At 72.4% G+C, this 17,345-nt stretch carries 18 protein-coding genes; 3 read left to right on the top strand and 15 right to left on the bottom strand.

Going from position 1 to position 17,345, the window contains the following annotated elements:
- Window positions 1-17: 17 nt before the first annotated feature.
- A complete protein-coding gene (locus ACZ67M_RS04040; RefSeq protein WP_469849471.1) occupies window positions 18-1,949 on the bottom strand; it encodes a hypothetical protein in 1,932 nt (643 codons plus the stop codon).
- Window positions 1,950-2,009: 60 nt separating this feature from the next.
- Window positions 2,010-2,561, bottom strand: coding sequence for a tetratricopeptide repeat protein (locus tag ACZ67M_RS04045; RefSeq protein WP_361355418.1), 552 nt, complete (start codon window positions 2,559-2,561; stop codon window positions 2,010-2,012).
- Window positions 2,562-2,655: 94 nt separating this feature from the next.
- Here ACZ67M_RS04045 and ACZ67M_RS04050 point away from each other — a divergent pair, with 94 nt between their 5' ends.
- Window positions 2,656-3,096 carry a hypothetical protein gene (locus ACZ67M_RS04050; RefSeq protein ID WP_469849474.1) on the top strand — a complete coding sequence of 147 codons (441 nt, stop codon included), beginning with the start codon at window positions 2,656-2,658 and terminating at the stop codon, window positions 3,094-3,096.
- A gap of 78 nt (window positions 3,097-3,174) precedes the next feature.
- Here ACZ67M_RS04050 and ACZ67M_RS04055 read toward each other — a convergent pair whose 3' ends face one another.
- The 8 genes from ACZ67M_RS04055 to ACZ67M_RS04090 all read right to left on the bottom strand — a co-directional run bounded on the left by ACZ67M_RS04055 (window position 3,175) and on the right by ACZ67M_RS04090 (window position 11,419).
- Window positions 3,175-4,743, bottom strand: a complete 1,569-nt coding sequence (locus tag ACZ67M_RS04055; protein WP_467322081.1) for a DUF1996 domain-containing protein — start codon at window positions 4,741-4,743, stop codon at window positions 3,175-3,177.
- A 144-nt stretch (window positions 4,744-4,887) separates the two neighbouring features.
- Window positions 4,888-5,541: a response regulator transcription factor gene (locus ACZ67M_RS04060; RefSeq protein ID WP_361355423.1), complete on the bottom strand. Its 654-nt coding sequence runs from the start codon at window positions 5,539-5,541 to the stop codon at window positions 4,888-4,890.
- The gene (locus ACZ67M_RS04065) at window positions 5,532-6,791 is read right to left on the bottom strand and encodes a sensor histidine kinase (protein ID WP_469849476.1); all 1,260 of its coding nucleotides are present in this window, start codon (window positions 6,789-6,791) and stop codon (window positions 5,532-5,534) included. The genes ACZ67M_RS04060 and ACZ67M_RS04065 overlap by 10 nt, the downstream gene beginning before the upstream one ends.
- 51 nt (window positions 6,792-6,842) lie before the next feature.
- Window positions 6,843-7,874 carry an SDR family oxidoreductase gene (locus ACZ67M_RS04070; protein WP_469849478.1) on the bottom strand — a complete coding sequence of 344 codons (1,032 nt, stop codon included), beginning with the start codon at window positions 7,872-7,874 and terminating at the stop codon, window positions 6,843-6,845.
- Window positions 7,875-7,933: 59 nt separating this feature from the next.
- Window positions 7,934-8,533 (bottom strand): winged helix-turn-helix domain-containing protein, encoded by a 600-nt coding sequence (locus ACZ67M_RS04075; protein WP_469849480.1) that lies wholly within the window; start codon window positions 8,531-8,533, stop codon window positions 7,934-7,936.
- A gap of 404 nt (window positions 8,534-8,937) precedes the next feature.
- On the bottom strand, window positions 8,938-9,969 hold the full coding sequence (gene glnII / locus ACZ67M_RS04080) for a glutamine synthetase (RefSeq protein WP_125492991.1): 1,032 nt from the start codon (window positions 9,967-9,969) through the stop codon (window positions 8,938-8,940).
- Between the two features lie 267 nt (window positions 9,970-10,236).
- A complete protein-coding gene (locus ACZ67M_RS04085; protein ID WP_469849482.1) occupies window positions 10,237-10,947 on the bottom strand; it encodes an RlpA-like double-psi beta-barrel domain-containing protein in 711 nt (236 codons plus the stop codon).
- 97 nt (window positions 10,948-11,044) lie between these two features.
- Window positions 11,045-11,419, bottom strand: a complete 375-nt coding sequence (locus ACZ67M_RS04090) for an arsenate reductase family protein (protein ID WP_469849483.1) — start codon at window positions 11,417-11,419, stop codon at window positions 11,045-11,047.
- 174 nt (window positions 11,420-11,593) lie between these two features.
- Between ACZ67M_RS04090 and ACZ67M_RS04095 the strand changes: the two genes are divergently transcribed.
- Window positions 11,594-11,908 (top strand): hypothetical protein, encoded by a 315-nt coding sequence (locus ACZ67M_RS04095; protein ID WP_125492994.1) that lies wholly within the window; start codon window positions 11,594-11,596, stop codon window positions 11,906-11,908.
- 154 nt (window positions 11,909-12,062) lie between these two features.
- Here ACZ67M_RS04095 and ACZ67M_RS04100 read toward each other — a convergent pair whose 3' ends face one another.
- From ACZ67M_RS04100 to glnA, 3 genes are all read right to left on the bottom strand, one after another.
- Window positions 12,063-13,250, bottom strand: coding sequence for a winged helix DNA-binding domain-containing protein (locus tag ACZ67M_RS04100; protein WP_469849484.1), 1,188 nt, complete (start codon window positions 13,248-13,250; stop codon window positions 12,063-12,065).
- Between the two features lie 295 nt (window positions 13,251-13,545).
- Window positions 13,546-13,803 (bottom strand): SCO2583/SCO2584 N-terminal domain-containing protein, encoded by a 258-nt coding sequence (locus tag ACZ67M_RS04105; RefSeq protein WP_202558344.1) that lies wholly within the window; start codon window positions 13,801-13,803, stop codon window positions 13,546-13,548.
- Window positions 13,804-13,975: 172 nt separating this feature from the next.
- Window positions 13,976-15,385 carry a type I glutamate--ammonia ligase gene (gene glnA, locus ACZ67M_RS04110; protein WP_122620485.1) on the bottom strand — a complete coding sequence of 470 codons (1,410 nt, stop codon included), beginning with the start codon at window positions 15,383-15,385 and terminating at the stop codon, window positions 13,976-13,978.
- 220 nt (window positions 15,386-15,605) lie between these two features.
- On the opposite strand from glnA, the gene ACZ67M_RS04115 reads away from it, so the two are divergent.
- Window positions 15,606-16,073, top strand: coding sequence for an RDD family protein (locus ACZ67M_RS04115; RefSeq protein ID WP_122620486.1), 468 nt, complete (start codon window positions 15,606-15,608; stop codon window positions 16,071-16,073).
- 115 nt (window positions 16,074-16,188) lie between these two features.
- On the opposite strand, the gene ACZ67M_RS04120 is transcribed toward ACZ67M_RS04115, so the two are convergent.
- Window positions 16,189-16,893 (bottom strand): DUF4191 domain-containing protein, encoded by a 705-nt coding sequence (locus tag ACZ67M_RS04120; RefSeq protein ID WP_122620487.1) that lies wholly within the window; start codon window positions 16,891-16,893, stop codon window positions 16,189-16,191.
- Between the two features lie 80 nt (window positions 16,894-16,973).
- Complete coding sequence (locus ACZ67M_RS04125; protein ID WP_122620488.1) at window positions 16,974-17,189, bottom strand: SCO2195 family GlnR-regulated protein; 216 nt, start codon at window positions 17,187-17,189, stop codon at window positions 16,974-16,976.
- Between the last annotated feature and the right edge of the window lie 156 nt (window positions 17,190-17,345).

The following is a 17,345-nucleotide window of genomic DNA, read 5'->3' on the forward strand; positions in this document are numbered from 1 at the left end:
CGGTGGCCCGGGGGCCGCTAGCGCAGCCCGCCGATGGTCCGGCCGCCCTCCAGCGTGCCCTTCAGCTCGGCGCGGGCACCCTGATCGGCCTTCGCCGTCAGCAGGTTGCCGTCCGCCGAGTCGCTGATGCCGCCCGTCGCCTCGATCGACTCGGTGTCGCGGCTCCCGGCGGCGAGCAGGTACCAGTGCCCGCCCGCCGACTTCCACAACACCCCGGCCAGCACATGCGGGTCGCGCTCGCCGCAGGCCGGCACGGACTGCGCCTTCGCCGCCACCGCCCCCTGCGTACCGCCCGGCGTGCGGAACTGGGCCAGCACCCGGGCCCCGTCGCCGCGCCAGGTCTCGGCCCGGGTGCACACCCAGGCGCCCGACCCGGTCGAGTCGGGCAGCGGCTGCTTCGCGAACTCCCAGGCGTTCACCGACCGCACCCCCTGCCCGCGCACCGCGCCCAGCGAGCAGGCGTACGGCGCCCAGGACCGCAGCGCCTCCGTGCCCGAGGCGTCCCGCACCGAACCGGGACGGCCGGTGGTCAGACGGGCCGGGACCAGCTCGCCGAGGTCACTCACCACGCGGGTGTCCGCGGCGTCGGTCAGCTCCAGCACGTTCCAGGACGCGCACGCGCCCGACCGCTGCTGCACCGGGCTGGCCAGCGGCGCGGTGACCCCGTCGGTGAGCGCCAGCTCCCGCGCCCCGGCGTCCGGCTTGCCGAGGTCCCGCCCGGCCGCCCTCGTCACCCAGGGCGCCGTCAGATAGCGGACGTTGCCGTCGGCCCGGCCCAGGACCACCGCGGTCGCCCCGGCCCGGTCGGCCCCGTCGGTCCGCGCCAGGTCCAGGGCGGCACCCGCCGTGCCGTCCTTCGGCTCGGCGTACCGGACGACGCGCAGACCGTCGTGCAGGATCACCACGCGCGCGTTGTCGACGTCCCCGGCGTACAGCAGCTGCGGCGGCCCGGCCGGACCGCCGGTCGCGGTGCCCGGCGTCGCGGACACCCCCACGCTCTCGCCGGGCCGCGCCCAGACGGCCAGGGCGCGGCGCAGCAGCTCCTCGTCGCCGGTGCGGTCACCGCGGGCCGGCCATACCGAGAAGTCCGTGCGCGCGGACGTCTCCCACGCGGTGGGCGCCACCTTCGTGAGCCTGCCGGGATCGAGGGCCGCCTGGGCCGCCGGGTTCCGCGCGTACGCCGGGGCGGCGGCACCGTCCGGACCCCAGCCGTCGCCGGGCAGGCCCAGCAGCGCCCCGCACACCACCAGGGCCGCACCGGCGACCAGCGCGACCTTCGTGTGCTGGCGCCGGCGCATCAGATCGGTCGGCCGGGCCTGGAGGGAGCAGGGGTCGAACTCGGGGGAGCCGAGCAGCGCGTACGCGTCCGGCATCGCGCCGGCCTCCCGCAGGGCGCCGTCCACGTCCTCGGCCCCGGCGGCCCGGAGCACCTGGCGGACGTCGTCCTCGGAGAGCCCCTCCAGGCCCCGCAGCGCGTACGCCGCCCGGGCCGGCCCGGAGAGCGCGGACAGCCGCTGGTCCAGGGCGAGTTCGTCGGCGCCGCCGGAACGCGGGTACAGCTTGAGCCCGCGGACGTGCGGCAGCAGGGGCGGCAGCTGGGCCCGCGTGGGCCAGGCGCGCCGACGCAGCGGACGGCCCGCCTCCAGAGCCGTACGGACGACCCGCAGGCGGACCAGGGCGTAGCCGGGGTCGACCTCCTGACCGGTCGACTGGGCCGGGATCACCGGGGTAGTCGTCCGGCCCCGGGGCAGCGCGCGCTGGGTGAGGGCGTGCGCGGTCAGGACGCGGCGGCCGCGGCCGAGCCCCGGCGGCAGCACCAGATAGGCGAGCCGGGCCAGGCGCGGATAGTGCTCGACGAGCGCCGCCTCGGCCTGCTCGACGTCGACGACCGGGTCGGCCGAGGAGGTTGCGGGCGGTGCGGGGCGCGGGGCGACATCCTGTGGCTGCACGTTCAGCAGAACGAGCGAACGGGGGGATGGTCACCGTGGGCCGTCACCGGGGCGGGGAGGCTACTCCTCCGGCTCCACCAGCAGCCGGGCGTAGTTGGCCATCGACCGCTGGTAGCGCGGGAGATGGGGTGCCAGGGCGCCGAGCACCAGCGACAGGCCCTCCCGGTCCCGGCCCATGCTCGACAGGCAGAGCGCCAGCGTGGCCCGTACGGCGTCGTCCAACTCGTCCGAGGGCGCGACCAGTTCCGGCGAGAGCAGCTTCACGCCCTCCTCCGGGTGCCCGGTGTTGCGCAGGGAGCTGGAGAGCTGGATCTTCGCCCGGCGCCCCTTGTAGGCGCTCGCCCCGCCGAGCCCGCGCTCCAGGGCCTCCCGGTACAGGGGCACGGCGCGGTCGGAGTGGCCGGTGGAGTCCCAGGCGCAGGCCCTCTCGAACAGGGCGAGCGGACTGTCCGCCGGCAGTTCGTCGGCGAGGGCGTCGATCACCGCCCGGAACTCGGCGGCGTCGTCTTCGGCGTAGGCGTCGAACGCCGTCCAGGCGGCGTTCACGCGGTCTTCCCAGTCCTGGTCCACGGCGCCACTTTCGCACGGGTGCCACCGGAAGGTCACCCGCATCCGTGAATACTTCGGGCCCCGCGCCCGTACCGATGACCAGAGCCCCTCGCCGGGGCTCCGTGCGGCATGTCGCCGGAACGGACCGGAGGAACACATGAGGCTGACCCGACCGATGCTCGCGCCGGCCGCCCTGGCGGCGGTACTGGCGCTGACGGGCTGCGGATCCGGTGGTGACGGCGAGGCCGCCGTGCCCCGGACGGCGACCGGCAGCCTGGAACACCTGGCCGCCGAGGCGAAGTGCGCCCCGAACATGCAGACCGACGCCGACACCATCCGTCAGGCCATCTGCGAGCAGGGCGACGAGCGGTACGTCCTCGCCACCTTCTCCACCGACCGCGGCCAGCGCGAGTGGATCAACACCGCCAAGGACTACGGCGGTTACTACCTCGTCGGCCGCAAGTGGGTCGCCGTCGGCCACGAGGACGTGGTCGCCGGCCTGCGCGGCAGGCTCGGCGGCACCCTGGAGCAGGGAACGGTGCACGGCGGCGGTGGCCACTCGGCCGACGGCGGCGAACACACCGGGCACGGCGGCTGACCTCCCGGGGCACGACGAAGGGGCCGGTGGCGGAATCCGCCACCGGCCCCTTCGCCTGCTCACCCGTTCCGGTGCGGACTACTGGCAGTCCTCACCGCTGTTGATGCAGTCGACCACCTCGTTCATCAGGTTCTCGTCCATCACGTTGATGAAGTCGTTGTGATCGGTGATCGGCTTGTGCAGCTGCTCCGGGAAGCCGTCGACGGCGTACGGGTTCTGGACCTGACCGTTCTCGACGGTCGGGGCGGGCACGTCGTACACCAGGCGGACCTGGAGCTGGGGGATCGCCTGGAAGCCGTTCGGGCAGCTGCCGTCCTGCTGGACGAAGGCCACGTGGTCGCGGTGGTTGGCGCTGTCGATGTTCTGGCCGTCCCAGCAACTCTGGAAGTTGGACGTCCGCACGACCTGGCTGCCCTCCGGGCACAGCACGTACTTGTCCGTCACCTGCCTGTCCTCGAAGCCGGTGCAGCTGAAGGAGCTGTTGGCGTTGGCGACCCCGTTGGTGAAGGCCTTGGCGTCACCGGTGATGATGCGCAGGAACTTCGGCATCGCGACGACGTCGCTCTGCTGGTTGCCCACGAACTTGATCTCCGCCTCGGAGGCCTTGAGGATCTTGCCGACGTTGCCCTCGGCGCCACCGCCCAGGTCGCCCGCGTCGAACTCCTGCGTACCGTCCTGGAGCCGCAGTACCGGCCAGTAGTACGTGGACTTGTCGCCCTGGTTCTGGCACGAGGTCTCGGCGTTCGCGAGGTCCTCGTCGCTGGAGAAGGCGTCGTTGTCCTGGTTGCCGACGTAGTCGTGCGTGTGGTGCGCGCCGTTGTCGACACCGGGGGCGACGATCAGGTTGTCGCTGTTGAACAGGTTGTTCTCGTTCACGCCGCAGGCCGCGGTGAAGGAGCCCTGGGACCCTCCGTCCCCGTTGGCGGCGAAGCCGTTCTCCAGGTCCCTGGAGCCGGGCTGGACGTCGTTGATGTCCACGAAGTCCTCGGCGAAGGGACCCGCGGCCCCGTTGCCGTTGTCGCCCTGGTTCTGGCCGCCGTCCTGGCCGCCGTCCTGACCGCCGTCCTGACCTTGGCCGTTGTCCTGGCCCTGACCGTCGTCCTGGCCCTGGCCGCCGTTGTTCTGGTCGTCCTGGCCGTTCCCTTCGTCGCCGTTCCCGTTGCCGTCGTTCGGCTGGTCGACACCCATGCCCCGGCACTCGGCGAAGCGGTCGAGGCCCTGCGGGGCGTTGCCGCCCACCCGCCGGATGTTGGTCCCGATCCGGTCCAGGGCGGCGGTCCGCTTGGACTTGAGGGGGCCGAGGATGGCGTTCTGGACGTAGCTCGCGTCACCGGACTGCGCCTGGCGCGTCGACGCCAGGCGTGCGTAGGCCTCGGTGATCTGCTTGTCGAGCTGCGCCAGCTCCTTGTCGACGCCGGCCCGCGCTCCCCTCGGTACCTTGCGCAGTTTCTGGCCGACGTCCGGGCACTGGATCGTGGCGACCTGCGCCCCCGCGGACCTGGTGCGGTTGTGCGACGACCCCGACTCGTGCGCCGAGGCGTAGAAGTTGGCCCAGACCAGCCCGCCCCCGCCGACCGCCAGGGCCGCCGCCCCGGCTACGACCTTGGTGGCCAGCGGCGAACGGCGTTTTCTTGTGTTGCGTCCCATGGAACTCCTCTGACTTCCTTGCGGGGCATCGAGGGCGCCCGACAGGAGTGAAGCGGCTCCCATGGATACGGAAGCCGCCGCAGGGGTGTTCACCCGTCACGGAGATTGCCGGGGCCCGTGGGACGCGTGAGAGGGGCGAAAAGGTCAGCGTCCGCGGTCCAGATAGGCGAGAACCGCCAGGACACGGCGGTTGTCGTCGTCCGAAACCTCGAGGCTCAACTTGGCGAAGATATTCGCCGTGTGTTTCGCGATCGCCCGCTCCGTCACGACGAGCCGACCGGCGATCGCCGCGTTGGTCCGGCCCTGCGCCATCAGCTCCAGCACCTCCAGTTCCCGGGGCGTCAGCCGCTCCAGCGGCCGGTCCTCCGCCGCCCGCCGGCTGAGCAGCTGCTGGATCACCTGCGGGTCCATCGCCGTACCGCCGGCCGCCACCCGCCGCACGGCGTCCACGAACTGCTCGGCGTCGAACACCCGGTCCTTGAGCAGGTACCCCACCCCGCCGTTGCCGTCGGCCAGCAACTCGCGCGCGTAGAGCTGCTCCACGTGCTGGGAGAGCACCAGGACCGGCAGCCCCGGGCGGTCGCGACGGGCCTTCAGGGCGCACTGGAGCCCCTCGTCGGTGAGCGTGGGCGGCAGCCGTACGTCGACCACCGCGACGTCCGGTTCCAGTTCGGCCAGGGCCCGGGACAGCTCGGGGCCGGTCCCGACGGCCGCGGCGATCTCGAAGTCGTGGGCCTCGAGGAGCCGGACCAGGCCGTCGCGCAGCAGGAACAGGTCTTCGGCCAGGACTACGCGCAAGGGATCTCCATGGTGACCATGGTGGGGCCGCCCGCGGGCGAGCTGACGGCCAGGACGCCGTCGAATGTACCGAGCCGCCGCTCCACCCCGGCCAGCCCCGACCCCGCTCCGATCACCGCGCCGCCCTTGCCGTTGTCGGTGACGGTCACGCGGAGCCGTCCCTCGGCCCGGTGCATGTCGATCCAGAGCCGGTCGGCGCCGGAGTGCTTCACGGCGTTGGTGAGGATCTCGCTGACCGCGAAGTAGGCGGCGGCCTCCACCGGCGCCTCGGCGCGGCCGGGCAGGTCCACGTTCACCTCGGACGCTACGGGCAGCCGCAGCGCCAGGGCCCGCACCGCGTCGCCGAGACCCCGTTCGGCGAGCACCGGCGGGTGGATGCCCCGCACGAGTTCGCGCAGCTCGGTCAGGGCCTCGGCGGAGGAGGCACGGGTCTGCGCGAGCAGTTCCCGGGCCTTGGCCGGGTCCTTCTCCAGCAGCGCCTCGATGGTGCCGAGGTCCATGCCCATGGCCACCAGCCGGGCCTGCGCCCCGTCGTGCAGGTCCCGCTCGATGCGGCGCAGTTCGGCGGCGGAGGTGTCGACGGCGTCGCGACGGGTCTCGGTCAGCACCCGCACCCGCTCGGCCAGTTCGCCCTGGCCGGAGCCGAGGACCGCGCCGGTGAGCCGGAAGTGGGCGCGCAGCAGGAGCGGGGTGAGCCGGTGGGCGGCGGCGAGCAGCACCGCCCCGAGGCCGGCGGCGTAGAGGGCGGACGTCTGGTCGGTGACCCGGACGAACCCGTACCAGTACCCCTCGGGCAGCACCCGCCACAGCCCGGCGGCGATCGCGAAGCCCTCCAGCGGGTAGAGCGCCAGCGCGAAGGCCAGCAGCGCGGTGACGAAGCCCGCCGTCATGTCGACGGGCAGCCACAGCAGGTCCCGCCAGGTCGCCGGGTCACGGAGCATCCCGAAGGTGCGCGCCCACGGGTTGGCGTCCGCGGGCAGCGGCCGGTACGCCCGCGGGATCCGCACCCCGCCCCACCGGGCGGCGAGCAGCCGCCGCCAGTCCGCGAACGCCCGTACCCCGGTCAGCACCCACGGCGTGGTGACGATGCCGACGCCGATCGGGACGAGGGCGATCGACACCAGCGCCAGGCAGAAGCACAGCACCGCCCCGGGCAGGGCGACCAGTGCCACCGCCAGTCCCCGCACGGCCGACAGTGCCACACCCCGGGTGCGTTCCGAACGGTTCCCGCTCTTCGTCTCGATGCTCATGCCGTCAGTCTTCCGGAGGCGGCGGCGCCGGTCACGGGGCCGGGCACCCGCTCAGGGGGTGGTGCCAGGTACACCCGCGCCGGGCCCGTCGGCCGCGGCGAGGATCTTCGCCTCCGTCTCCGGGTCCAGGCCGACCGGCGGGCGGTCGGGGCGGTGGGGTGCCGTGCCGCCGATGCCGCGCAGCCAGGTCCAGGTGCCGGCGACGGTGTCCTCGGCCGGCCGGCAGCGCAGGCCCGACGCCAGCGCCCGGGAGACGTCCGCGCTCTGCACGGCGTCGTGCAGTTCGCTGCCCGGCGGCGTCCACACCGGCAGCTGGCTCCAGGGCTCCACACCGGCGGCGAGCAGGGTGGCGGGGTCGGTCCAGCGCAGCTCCGCGGCGCCGCCCGTCGTCCGCACGCAGGCTTCGAGCAGGGCGCCCATGGTGGTGTGCCCAGGCGGGGACACCAGGTTGTAGGGGCCGCTCAGCTCCCGCTCGATCGCGCCGAGCACCCAGTCGGCGAGGTCGCGGACGTCGATGTACTGGAGGGGCAGGTCGTGCGGGCCGGGCGCGAGGACCGGGCCGCCGCGCGCGACGCGGTTCAGCCACCAGGGGAGGCGGCCGATGTTCTCGTAGGGGCCGAGGATCAGCCCGGCCCTGACGAGCACCGAGCGGTCCGCGCCGAAGGCGGCCGACACGGCGAGTTCGGCGCCGCGCTTGTCCCGGGCGTAGTCGAGTTGTCCGGCGTCCGCCGAGGCGCCCTCGACCAGCGGCGCCTCCTCGGTGTACCCGGCGGGCGGGGCCCAGGCGTAGACCGAGCAGCTCGACACGTACACGTACCGGCCGACGCGCTCGCGCAGCAGCCGCGCCGTGTCCCGCACCGCGTGGGGCGCCGAAGACCAGGTGTCGACGACGGCGTCCCAGGAGCCGTCGTCCAGGGCGGAGAGCCCGTCGGGTGCGGTGCGGTCACCGTGCAGCGCCCGCACCCCGGGCGGCGGCGCGTGGAGCCCGCGGTGGAAGACGGTCACCTCCCAGCCGCGCCCGAGCGCCTCCTCCACCACGGCCCGCCCCACGAACTCCGTACCGCCCAGCACCAGTAGCCTCATGCGGTCACTGTGCCCGGCCCGCCGCCCGCGGGGAACCGTGCTCTGCCGACAGCAGACGCTCAGCGCCCCGTGGGCGGCGTGTACTTGTAGCCGACGCGCCGCACGGTCTGGATCGTCTGCCGGTGCGCCGCGCCGAGCTTGCGCCGCAGCCGGGCCACGTGCACGTCGACGGTCCGGCCGTCCCCCACGTGTCCGTAGCCCCACACCGTGGTGACCAGCTGGTCGCGGGTGTGCACCCGGTGCGGATGCGTCACGAGGTGGGCCAGCAGCTCGAACTCCAGGTACGTCAGGTCGAGTTCCTGCCCGTCCACGGACGCGGTGCGCCGCGCCGGGTCGATCCGGACGAGCGCGTCGCCGTCCTGCGCGTCCGGCCGGGACGGCACGGCCGTCGGTCCGGTCTCGGGCGGGAACGGCGGCTGCTGGTCGGCCGGGACGAGCACCAGGTAACCCACCATCGGCGGGCGCCCCGGCAGCGACGGCAGGGCGTGCGGGGGAGCGGGCAGCCAGGTGGCGCCCGGCGGCAGCAGGTCCGCGACGTCCACCACCTCGTCGCGGTCGACGGCGCGCAGCCGGTGCCGGGGACCGCCGGAACCGGGCAGGCCGGGGGCGGGGGTGGGGGAGTCGACGGGGACGGTGGTCAGGGAACGGATGGTCGCCATGAGACGTCAGCTCTTTCGCGCGAGGAGTTCGTCGGGAGGGGCGACGGGCGCGAGTTCATGGTCGGGCGCGTCGCGGGACGTACGTCGTGCGCGCCGGCCGAAGGCCTGGGGTGTACGGCTTTCTAGCGGGCCGGCGCGATCGTCGCGCGGCAACACACCCGGTCGAAGTCGTCGTGCTGACGGGAAGGCCAGAAGGGCTCGAGGTCATGGCGACCCGTCGCTGCGTACTTCCGGAAGCTGGCCATGGGCCCATTGAAGCAGACGACGGGGCCGGGCAGGAGACCCCTCTCACTGCGTGGACGGGGACTGGCGTGAAGTGTTCCCTGGCCGGATCGTCCCTCACCGGCAACGCCGAGGGGCGTCCACCGTCGCGGTGGACGCCCCTCGGGAGCGGGTGGGGCCTGTCAGACCTGGCCGGCCTTCTCCAGCGCCGAGCAGCAGGTGTCGACGAGCAGGCGGGTCACCACGTACGGGTCGACGTTGGCGTTGGGGCGGCGGTCCTCGATGTAGCCCTTGCCGTCCTTCTCGACCTGCCACGGGATGCGCACCGAGGCACCGCGGTCGGAGACGCCGTAGGAGTACTCGTTCCACGGGGCGGTCTCGTGCAGGCCGGTCAGGCGGTCGTCGATGCCGGCGCCGTAGTTCTTGACGTGGTCGAGCGGCTTGGAGCCCTCGCCGAGCGATTCGGCGGCGGTGATGATCGCGTCGTAGCCCTCGCGCATCGCCTTGGTCGAGAAGTTGGTGTGCGCGCCCGCGCCGTTCCAGTCGCCCTTGACCGGCTTGGGGTCGAGGGTGGCGGAGACCTCGAAGTCCTCGGCGGTGCGGTAGAGCAGCCAGCGGGCCACCCACAGCTGGTCGGAGACCTCCAGCGGCGCCAGCGGGCCGACCTGGAACTCCCACTGGCCGGGCATGACCTCGGCGTTGATGCCGGAGATGCCCAGACCGGCCTTCAGGCAGTTCTCCAGGTGCGCCTCGACGACGTCACGGCCGAAGATCTCGTCCGAGCCGACACCGCAGTAGTAGCCGCCCTGCGCCGCCGGGAAGCCGCCCTCGGGGAAGCCGAGCGGGCGGGCGCCCTTGAAGAAGGTGTACTCCTGCTCGATGCCGAAGATCGGTTCCTGGGCCGCGAACCGCTCGGACAGCTCGGCCAGCGCGGCGCGCGTGTTGGACGGGTGCGGCGTCATGTCCGTGTCCAGGACCTCGCACAGCACCAGGACGTCGTCGCCGCCGCGGATCGGGTCGGGGCAGGAGAAGACCGGCTTGAGCACGCAGTCCGAGGAGCTGCCCTCGGCCTGGTTGGTGGAGGAGCCGTCGAAGCCCCAGATCGGCAGGGCGTCGAGACCGGCGGGAGCACCCGTGATGATCTTCGTCTTGGAACGGAGTTTGGCCGTCGGCTCGGTGCCGTCGATCCAGATGTACTCAGCCTTGAAGGTCACGGGGCCACATCCTTCGGGGTGGGTCTCGGCGCACTTGCGGGTGCTGCGGCGCTGCGGCACTGGGGCGCCGCTTCTACTGCGCAGCAGCGTGTCAACAGGCGATTTCCCGACCGTTGCCCGTGTGTGAACCCCGTGTTACCTGGGGTGGATGTGGCCCGTCTCTCACGGTGCGCATGGGAAGCAGCGTGACGCATGACCCCGCCGAGGTGGCCGCCCGGGCTGGGCCGCCGCCTCGGCGAGTTCCTCACCGGGCCGGGTGACTGAGCCTCACCCGACCTTCTCGATCAGCGCCCGACGGATCAGGAACTTGCCCTCCTCCCGGACCTGTTCGAACGCGGCGTTGTTCAGCAGCGCGCAACTGCCCGAGACCGAGTTCACCTCCACCGTGGTGGACTTGCCGTTGTCGAGGTTGGTCACCTTGAGCTGGGTGCCCACGGGGAACTGGTTGCTGGAGGCTGCGGGCGCGCCGCCCTCGCCGGAGAGGGTGACGGTGGAGCCGTTGCACACCTGCTCACCCGCCTGCGCGCCACCGCCCGCCTGCTCCCCGGCCTCTTCCTCCCCGGCCTGCTGGCCGGGGTCCTGCCCGGCTCCCGCGCCCGCCTCCTGGCCCGCGTCCTGCCCGGCCGGCGGGGGCTGTGTCGCCTGGGAGCCCTGAGCCGACTCCCCGTCGGTGCATCCCGAGGCCGCCTGCTGGCGCCCGATCTCCGCGATGACGGCCTCGCGGTTGGCGATCCGGGCCTCGGACTGCGCGTCGGGATTGGCCCGCTGGCCCTCGATGAACCGCTGGTTGTTGCCGAGCGCCGTGGCCAGACCCTGGCAGACGGTCGAGTCCTGCGCGGACTTGGTCTGCGCGTTCTGCTCGGTCTGCGCGGCGTTCGACGCGTTCGCCATCACGAAGGCCCCGCCGCCCGCCACCGCCGCGGCACTGACCAGCAGCGCGATCTTCTTCTTCGTGCCGAGAGTTCTCCTGCGCGACATGCGCGCCTCCTGAGGGATAGGGGAGCGTACGCCGCTATGTACGAGATACCGAACGCGGTTACTCAGCAGTCACGCCGATTCGCGCACGTAACCTGCGTCACAGGCCGCCCTGTTCGCGCGCCAGCGCGTCACGCACCGCCTCGTCGGTGCGGCCCACCACGGCCGTTCCGTCGGTCGCCGTGATGATCGGGCGCTGGATCAGCTTGGGGTGCTCGGCCAGCGCGGTGATCCAGCGGTCGCGTGACGCCTCGTCACGGGGCCAGTCCTTCAGGCCCAGCTCCTTGGCCGCGGCCTCCTGGGTGCGGGTGATGTCCCAGGGCTCGAGGCCGAGACGGACGAGCACCTGACGGATCTCGTCCTCGGCCGGTACGTCCTCCAGGTAGCGGCGGACGGTGTAGTCGGCGCCCTCGGCGTCGAGCAGGCTGAGCGCGCTGTGGCACTTCGAGCAGGCCGGATTGATCCAGATCTCCATGCCGGACACGGTAGCCGAGGGCTTTCGAAACCCGTTCTCCCCGTCCGTCACAGCAACCCCGAAAGCCCTTGTGGCCAGGGGCTTTTGTCAGTGGGGGGCGGTAAAATAGAAGCAGTGTTCGAGGGTGTCGCCGGGTGGTCCGGACGGCGCCCTGACCGCGACAGGAGGATGCCCGTGCCCGCTGCCGCACTGAAGTCGAAGCCGTTGCCCACCCAGTCCACCGCCAAGCGGCCCGTCCAGCTCGACCTGCCGTACGCACCCGTGGAGAAGCGTCCGCTGCCGGCCGGCCGGCCCCGCGAGTGGTACGTCACGCACAACCGCCGGCTCAAGGCGATGCGGCTCGCCATCGCCCTGCTCGACTCCGGCGTCTACCTGCCGAACCAGGCGCGCAACGAGAGGATACGGAGCGCTGCGCTGACGATCGGGGTTCATCCGCCGTCGGACACCACGTGCCACATGGTGCGGGCGTTGATGCGGTACTCGCGGTGAGCCTGGCGCCGGGTGCCGTCCGTTGTGCGGTGCCCGGCGTCGTCGTTGCCGTCTCCGGGGGCTGCCGCCCCCGGACCCCCGCTTCGGCCTGAACGGCCTCGTCCTCAAACGCCGGACGGGCTGAGATTGCGCACCCGGCACTGAAGAGTGCCCCCTACGCCGACAGCTCCCGCTCCAGCGGTGTCCTGAAGCGCGGTGTGATCCGGGTCGTGCCCACCCACGAACCCAGCCGCTCCGCCTCCGCCCGGATCGCGGACTCAGCCTCCCGGCCGACCCCCGCGCCGTCGAGCACCCGCCAGACGATCCCGCCGTCGGGCCGCTGGGCCCAGCCGCCGATCACGCGGCCGTTCCACCACACCGTCGGCCCCACGTTCCCGCTTCTGTCGAACAGCGCCGGCCGCAGCTCGGGGGCGAGGTACCAGTCCCGCTCCCGCCAGCCCATCGCCGTCGGGTCGAGGCCGGGCAGCAGCGCCGCCCACGGCTCGGCCGGGCCGGACACCGGACCGGCGTCACCGGCGGCGACGTACCCCGTGCCTTGGTCCAGCGACACCGCCTCGGCCCCGATCGCGGCCAGCGCCCGCCGTACCTCCGTCACCCGCCACCCCGTCCACCACTTGAGGTCGTCCTCGGTCGCGGGCCCGCACGCGGCCAGCCACCGGCGCAACAGCTCCGCCTGCGCCTCGCCCGGAGCCAGCTCGGGATGCTCGGGCGCCGGCGCCCAGCGGAACTGGCTGGACGTCCACGACCCCAGCGGCCGGCCCCGCACGATCCTGCCCTCCACGCCCAGCACCCTCAGCAGGCGGGTGGAGACGGTGTGCACGCCCTCGTAGCTCTTCCCGGCCGCGTACGCGAACCGCTCCTTCAGGCGCGGCTCGTCCCGGGCCAGCTCGGCCGCCGTGGCCTGGCCGCGCCGGGCCAGCGCGGACAGGGCCGACTCCTCGACCTCCGTCAGCCAGGCCGCGTCCGGCGCCCCGGCCACCGCCATGTCCTTGAGCAGCGCGGCCCGCTCCCGGGCGGCGACGGTGCGGCCGGTCGAGGCGTGCACGACCGCGGTCAGCTCCGCCGGGAACACGAACACGGTGTGCCGCATGCCGTGCATCCGTACCAGCGTCCCGTCCTCGTACAGCGCCCGTTCCGTCGCGCCCACGGTCTTCGCCGCGTCCGTCAGCCGCGCGCCCACGGCCAGGTGCACCGTGGCGGGATCCGTGCCGTGCAGCGCGACCAGGGCGCCGGCGACCTCCTCCGGGCTCGCCGCGCGCGCCGACGGAGTCAGCCGCTGCCGCAGGGCCAGCCGGCTCCGTCGCTCCGCCGCCCCGATGTGCCGCCGCCCGCCGTCACCCATGCCTGGCCCTCCGCCCGTCCGTGAAGCGTCCGCGTACGGCCATCCTGCCGGGACCCACTGACAACGGCCCGAACGCCAGGCCCGCGGGCCGGCCTAGGGCCTGTCTGACAATTCCCTCCCCCAGCCTCCGGCCGGGAGGTGCCCCCAGCCCCGCGACGCCATGCACGCACTCTCGCCGCACCGGGCGCAGAGCCAAGTACATCCAGTACGAGGCTCTACGCCCGGCACGGCGAGAGCACGCACCTGACGCCGCGAGGCCGCCCTCCGGGCGACGACGGGAATTGTCAGACAGGCCCTAGGGCACCCGGAAGTTGATGTACCCCAGCAGGACGATCACCGCGGCCACGCAGCCGAGCACGATGACGGTGGACACCCAGGACGACCGGCGCGGCGAGCCCACGTGGTCGGGGTCGCCGCGGAACGGGACCGGTCCGGGAGGGTTCTCCTTCCAGCGCGCGGCGAGCATCCGGGCGCGCGCGGAGGGCTCCTTGTGCTCGGCGCCGTCCGCCCACCGGATGTCGAACTCGCGCTCCTCGTCGTCCCGCTCAGCCATCTCCGGCACTCTCCCCGTCCCCCTGATCAAAACCCGACTCGAACAATCGTGTCACTGGACATGATTCCGGTCCCGGTCCGCGCTGTGAAGGGTTTTCGGCCACGGACGAAGGCGCCCCCGCCCCCCGGAGAACGGGGGACGGGGGCGCCTGACGGCTCGGGCGTCGAGTCGATCACACGTCGAAGTACAGCTCGAACTCGTGCGGGTGCGGACGCAGCTGGAGCGGCGCGATCTCGTTGGCGCGCTTGTAGTCGATCCACGTCTCGATCAGGTCCGGCGTGAACACGTCGCCCTGGAGGAGGAACTCGTGGTCGCCCTCCAGGCGGTCGAGGACCGCGCCGAGGGAGGTCGGGACCTGGGCCACGTTGGCGTGCTCCTCGGGAGCCAGCTCGTAGAGGTCCTTGTCGATGGGCTCGGCCGGCTCGATCTTGTTCTTGATGCCGTCCAGGCCCGCGAGCAGCAGGGCCGAGAAGGCCAGGTACGGGTTGCCGGAGGAGTCCGGGGCGCGGAACTCGACGCGCTTGGCCTTCGGGTTCGAGCCGGTGATCGGGATACGCATCGCGGCGGAGCGGTTGCGCTGCGAGTACACCAGGTTGATCGGCGCCTCGAAGCCCGGGACCAGGCGGTGGTAGGAGTTCACCGTCGGGTTGGTGAAGGCCAGCAGCGACGGGGCGTGCCGCAGGATGCCGCCGATGTAGTAGCGGGCGGTGTCGGACAGGCCGGCGTAGCCCTGCTCGTCGTAGAAGAGCGGCTCGCCGCCCGACCACAGCGACTGGTGGACGTGCATGCCCGAGCCGTTGTCACCGAAGATCGGCTTCGGCATGAAGGTCGCCGTCTTGCCGTTCTTCCAGGCCACGTTCTTCACGATGTACTTGAAGAGCTGGAGGTCGTCCGCGGCGGCCAGCAGCGTGTTGAACTTGTAGTTGATCTCCGCCTGGCCGGCGGTGCCCACCTCGTGGTGCTGGCGCTCGACCTTCAGGCCGGACCGCTCCAGCTCCAGGGAGATCTCGGCGCGCAGGTCGGCGAAGTGGTCGACCGGCGGGACCGGGAAGTAACCGCCCTTGTAGCGGACCTTGTACCCGCGGTTGTCCTCCAGGGCGCCGGTGTTCCAGGCGCCGGCCTCGGAGTCGATGTGGTAGAAGGACTCGTTCGCGCTGGTGGCGAAGCGGACGGAGTCGAAGACGTAGAACTCCGCCTCGGGGCCGAAGAACGCCGTGTCGGCGATGCCGGTCGACGCCAGGTACGCCTCGGCCTTCTTCGCCACGTTCCGCGGGTCGCGGGAGTACTGCTCGCCCGTGATCGGGTCGTGGATGAAGAAGTTGATGTTGAGCGTCTTGTCCCGGCGGAACGGGTCGATGCGCGCGGTGGACAGGTCCGGGCGCAGGGACATGTCCGACTCGTGGATGGCCTGGAAGCCGCGGATCGAGGATCCGTCGAAGGCCTGCTCGTCGTCGGGGTCGAACGCCTCGGCGGGCAACGTGAAGTGCTGCATGACGCCCGGCAGGTCGCAGAACCGGACGTCGACGAACTTGACGTCCTCGTCCGCGATGTACTTCTTGGCGTCGTCGGCGTTCTGGAACATCCAGCTCCTCCTACTCCCGACCGTCCCGCCGGGGTGGTAGATCGTTCGTGCGGCCAGTGCGGGTGGCACACGCTTCCTCGACCCTAGGGACGGGTGATTTCTCTAAGGTGACCCGTTTGTTTCGCAGAAGTTAACCGGCTTCGCATCCAGCCTAGGCCCGATCGGGGCCTGCCACACCCCGCCGTCCCCGGTACGTATACGGGCGCAGTACCGTGTTCGGGTGGACAACAGGCAAGCAATCGGATCGTGGCTTTCCGGGCCGCGCGCGGCCATCGAAGAGTCCGGCGCCGATCTCGGATACCGGGGGGAGCAGCTCGGTCTGCCCGAGGAGGGACCGGGCTCGATCGCCCGCCCGGGCAGGCGCATCGGCGCCCTGGCCGTCGACTGGGCCCTGTGCCTCCTGATCGCATACGGCCTGATCACGGACGGCTACGACCAGGCGACCGGCAACTGGGCGCTGCTGATTTTCTTCGTACTCAGCGTGCTGACCGTCGGCACGGTCGGCTTCACCCCGGGCAAGCGCCTCCTCGGCCTGCGCGTGGTCGACCTGGCCACCGGCCGCCCCAGCCCGGTGCGCGCCCTGCTCCGCTCGGTCCTGCTGTGCCTCGCCCTCCCGGCGCTGATCTGGGACCGCGACGGCCGCGGCCTGCACGACAGGCTGGCGCGCACGGTGGAGATCCGCATCTGACCCGGCACGCGGCACGACGCCGGCGCGGAGACGACGCCGCCGGTACGGCGATGGGGGCGACCGAAGTGATTCGGTCGCCCCCATCGCCGTACCGGCGTCTCGGAGTCCTGCGGGGTCAGCGCTGCCTCGGGTTGCCGCCGCGGGGCATGCGCATGCCCTTGGGCATCGGGCCCTTGGGCAGCGGCATGTTGCTCATCAGGTCGCCCAGCGCGCGCAGCCGGTCGTTGGTCACGGTGACCTGCGGACCGGACAGGACGCGGGGGAGCTTGAGCATGGTCGTGCGCAGCTTCTTCAGCTCGACCTGGCCCTCGCCGGTGCCCACCACCAGATCGTGCACGGGCACGTCGGCGACGATGCGGTTCATCTTCCGCTTCTCGGCCGCGAGCAGGGACTTCACCCGGTTCGGGTTGCCCTCGGCGACCAGCACGATGCCGGCCTTGCCGACCGCGCGGTGCACGACGTCCTGGTTGCGGTTCATCGCCACCGCGGGGGTCGTGCTCCAGCCCCGGCCGATGTTGTCCAGCACGGCCGCCGCGGCACCCGGCTGTCCCTCCATCTGGCCGAAGGCCGCCCGCTCGGCCCGGCGCCCGAAGACGATCGCCGTCGCGAGGAAGGCGAGCAGCACGCCCAGGATGCCGAGATAGATGGGGTGACCGACCAGGAAACCGATCGCCAGGAAGACACCGAAGACGACGATGCCGACACCCGCGAGCACAAGACCGATCTTCTTGTCGGCCTTGCGGGTCATCTTGTAGGTCAGAGCGATCTGCTTCAGTCGCCCTGGATTCGCAGCGTCCGCTGCAGGTTCCTTCCTCGCCATGGCACGAAGTCTACGTGCCCCCGAAAGCGCCGACGACGGCAGTGCCCGGCGGGGGGCGGGGAGGAGGGGCCGGGCGAGGTTCAGGGGCGGCCGACGACGGACTGCCCGAGCACCCGCTCCGTCTCGATGCGCTCCTTGGCGCGGCGGCGGTCCTCCAGCACGGAGGTCCAGGCGTTGCGCCGGGCGGTGCGCTGGCCGCTGCTCATCAGCAGCGACTCGACGGCCCGCAGCGCGGTGGTGAACGACGGGATGGCGGTGGCGCGGACGGCGGTGGGGCGAACGGGTGCGGCCTGCATCGTGGAGGTCCCCCCTCGGTACGGCTCCGGGTACGGAGACGGGTGTACGTGGTGTGATTCCAGGGTCACTGACTGGTGTTACCAGGGCGTGACCCGCCGGTCAAACGGACGTGAAGCCGTGATGCCGGGCCCCGGAACGGGCGCGCGGCCCCGACC

The organism is Streptomyces sp. NPDC107500, from assembly GCF_055582785.1.